Here is a 3,321-nt window from a genome sequence, read left to right as displayed (position 1 = left end):
TTCAAAAAAGGTGAGATTGAGATCTTTACGCCCAGTTCGTAGATGTCTTTAGATGGTGAAGGAAGGTCACTGAAAATAATCGCTGGTATACTTCGTGCTCCATCACTGATAAGGGAGATTCGAATTCTGAAATCATGGGTCTGAAATCCCTTGTTTTTTTCCAGCCCCTCCATGATTATTGAGTTGAGTTCGTTGCAGCTAAATGGAACTTCCAGCCCCATCAGAGCAGCCGACTGCTTAAGTCTCTCAAAATGCTTTCTGAATGCAAAAGGCAATCCGTTGTACGTTCGAACTACTTCATAGACCGACTCGCTGTTCATTACGCCCGGATAGAGAACACTTACGAGCGAAGACTGTTCATCGCACCACTGATCGGCAATATAGTTCAGCATCGGAACCCTCCCTTTGACTCTCAATAGAAATTATCGTTGTATTCACAAAGCCTTCGTGTGCCCCTTCAATTGCATGAGGCGCATAGAACTCATCGAATCCGCTGCTTTCTGTATGGCCTGTCTTTTGGATCAAAACACTTGCCTTTCTCCCGATTTGTCTCTCGAGATACTTTTTCCTTGATCTCTTTCCAGCCTCGATTAGCTCGTGCGATCTAGCTTTCTTCGTGCCTGAATCTATCTGATCCTTCATCTCCGCTGCTTCCGTTCCCGGTCTCCTCGAAAAACGGAAGACGTGCACCTTCAAGAATTCAACCTGTTCAACGACTTTCAGACTCTCTTTATGGTCTGAGTCATTCTCACCTGGGAATCCAGCTATAAGATCTGTGGTGAATGCGAATCTTGTATCGACCGATCTGGCCCTATCTACTGCTCTTAGGTACTCATCTACAGTGTACTTCCGTCTCATCGCTCTTAGTATTCTATCTGAACCGCTTTGAAGAGAGAGATGCAGGTGTCTCGCCATCCTCCGAGAAGTAGTGATTAAATGAAGGAGCTCACCGTCCACTCTATCCGGGTCCAGGGAACCTAGCCGGATTCTCCATTCTCCTTCGAGCTTATCGAGCTCGATGAGCAGTTTCACCAGCGAGGAATCGAGATCGAAGCCATAGTACCCAATATTGATTCCGGTCAAAACGATCTCTCTGTAACCTCTGGAAACCAATCCTTCAAACTCCCTCTTCACCAGATCTATTGGTTTACTAATAATCTTGCTTCCCCTTGCGAGCCTCACTCTACAATAAGAGCAGCAATTCAGGCAGCCGTCCTCAATCCCTAGGAAGGCCCTCGTTCTTCCTTCAATGCTTGAAGTGACGGTTAGAAATTCACTTGGTGCAACTCCGTCGGGGCGATTAAGCTGACGAGATACATACTTGTGTATTGCCTTTTTTTCTCTGACTCCGATTACTTCATCAGCTCCAAGTTCTCTTAACTCATTAGGAGAAAGCTGTGAGTAGCAACCGGTTATTATGATTTTTGAGTTGGGATTAAGTCCCTTCAACCTCCTGAAAAGCTGCCTGAGTTTTCGTTCTGCTTCGGAGGTTACTGTACACGAATTCACAATGAAGAGATCTGCCTTGTCCTGTGAAAAGCCCACTTGGTAATCGTGCAGCATCTCGGCCATTGCCTGGGATTCGTATTGGTTCATTTTGCAGCCAAACGTATAGATTGAAACCTTTTGCTTCATCTATTGATCTTGCCTTGAGTCGCTACGTGTATAAGATAAATCCTGTTTACTATTCCCACTAGCTTTCCTTCATCGTCTACGACGGGCATGATTTTAAGCCCGTTCTTGATCAGAAGGTCGGCTGCGTATATAACCGTATCGTCGGGCTTTATAAGAACAGGAGGTTTGACCATGTGTTGAGAAACGTGATCATCCTTTATCTTGCCGAGCCGGATAACGAACTGGTGAGTATCGGGAATGAACGATGCCGATTGAAGAAGGCTGAAGTAACTTGGGAGAGCGCTTTTGATAACGTCGCTTTCGCTCAAGAATCCCACAACCTTGAACTCCTCATCTACCACCGGTAATCCTGATTTATTCTGTCTCAAGCAGAATACAATGAAATCCTCGATCGTCTCATCTTCGAAGATTGCCGATACGTCTCTTATCATAGCTTCTTTTACTTTCATAGAGATCACTCCAGCTTTCGGATATCGAAGGAATCAAGATGTCGCTCGATATCCTCAAGTGAGATAAGTTCCTTACCTATATATTCGGCTTCCGCAACGGCGGCAGCCATTCCCCTCTTCGCCGCCAGAAAGCAATCGTTCTCGTTTTCTATCATGGAATGTACTACTCCTGCCATGAAGGCATCTCCGGTTCCCAAAAGGTGAGACCTGTCTATGTGGCCCTTGGTTTTGAACAACCATATTCCGTCTCTCGTGGCTATGACGTCGCCTTCAATAGCATAAGAAAGTATCGCCAATCGGGAACCGCTTTCAATAATCTTCTTCGCGGTCCTGACGTAATCTTCGAGTTCTACCATGGTCTCGCCGAATAACAGTTTCCTGCTTCTCAAATCAGGTCTGGCAACGGTGATAACTCCAGCCTCCACAGCTATTTCGAATGCCGGCCCGATTCCTTCTGCAAAGGAAATCTTGCCCGAGTCAGCGACTTTCTTGCACAGAGTCTTACAGATGTCGTTGTCTACGCCTCTCGGAATACTGCCCGAGACGACTACATGCTTCGCCCTTGAAAGAGCGACCTCGAATCTTCGAATGAACATCCTCAAATCATCAGACTTGATCAGAGGTCCGGATGAGTTAATCTCTGTTATAGTCTCGCCAAGCGGATCGACGATTGCTATGTTTTCCCTGGTCTCTTCTTCTACATGGACAAAGGCGGTTGTGATCAGATCACTGATCAAACGCAGTCTCTCTTCAACGACTTTTCCTATGTATCCACCCAGAAATCCCATGGCAACGTTCCGGACTCCGAGACCGGAGAGAATAACCGATACGTTTATGCCCTTACCGCCTGGGTCCATTACCGAGTAGCTGGGATTCTTCACCCTGTGGAACTCGTTAATCTTGAAATTTTCAACAATGATCTCCCTGTCCAGTGCAGGATTAAGCGTAACGGTAAGAACGTCCACGGTTCACCTCCGATGGGGAGAAATTATCGGTTGTTCAAAACGAAAACTTCGGGACTTCCGACATATGAAATTTTACCATTTTTAAGAACAATCAACAAATCGGAAATGTCTAGAAGCCTCAAAACAAACCTTGAAGAGATTATCATTGTCACACCGTTCCTTGTATCCAAAAGAACGTTTTTCACTTCAGTACAGGCGTCGTCATCTAGGTGGTCTAAAATGTTGTCGAGAATGATTATCTCCGGGTGTCGTATGAGGGTGGAGAATACGAG

General features: G+C 45.8%; 4 protein-coding genes and 1 pseudogene. All 5 read right to left on the bottom strand.

From position 1 onward, the window contains the following. On the bottom strand, window positions 1-392 hold a 392-nt coding region (locus BG32_RS01855; RefSeq protein WP_183084264.1), incomplete at its 3' end, for an aminotransferase class IV. Beyond that, a complete protein-coding gene (gene mtaB / locus BG32_RS01850; protein ID WP_006486577.1) occupies window positions 358-1,635 on the bottom strand; it encodes a tRNA (N(6)-L-threonylcarbamoyladenosine(37)-C(2))-methylthiotransferase MtaB in 1,278 nt (425 codons plus the stop codon). The genes BG32_RS01855 and mtaB, both read right to left, overlap by 35 nt. Continuing rightward, window positions 1,632-2,084, bottom strand: a complete 453-nt coding sequence (locus BG32_RS01845; RefSeq protein WP_014730911.1) for an HPP family protein — start codon at window positions 2,082-2,084, stop codon at window positions 1,632-1,634. Before BG32_RS01845 ends, mtaB begins: the two co-directional genes overlap by 4 nt. 5 nt (window positions 2,085-2,089) lie before the next feature. Next, the gene (locus tag BG32_RS01840; protein ID WP_014730910.1) at window positions 2,090-3,049 is read right to left on the bottom strand and encodes a 1-phosphofructokinase family hexose kinase; all 960 of its coding nucleotides are present in this window, start codon (window positions 3,047-3,049) and stop codon (window positions 2,090-2,092) included. A 23-nt stretch (window positions 3,050-3,072) separates the two neighbouring features. After that, window positions 3,073-3,321 (bottom strand): annotated as a pseudogene (locus BG32_RS01835) (ABC transporter ATP-binding protein); the annotation flags it as partial.

Origin of the sequence: Mesotoga sp. HF07.pep.5.2.highcov (assembly GCF_003666285.1) — a bacterium.
Classification (GTDB): Bacteria; Thermotogota; Thermotogae; order Petrotogales; family Kosmotogaceae; genus Mesotoga; species Mesotoga prima.
The sequence above is the reverse complement of the archived record's forward strand: the minus strand, read 5'-3'. Positions and strand labels throughout refer to the sequence as shown.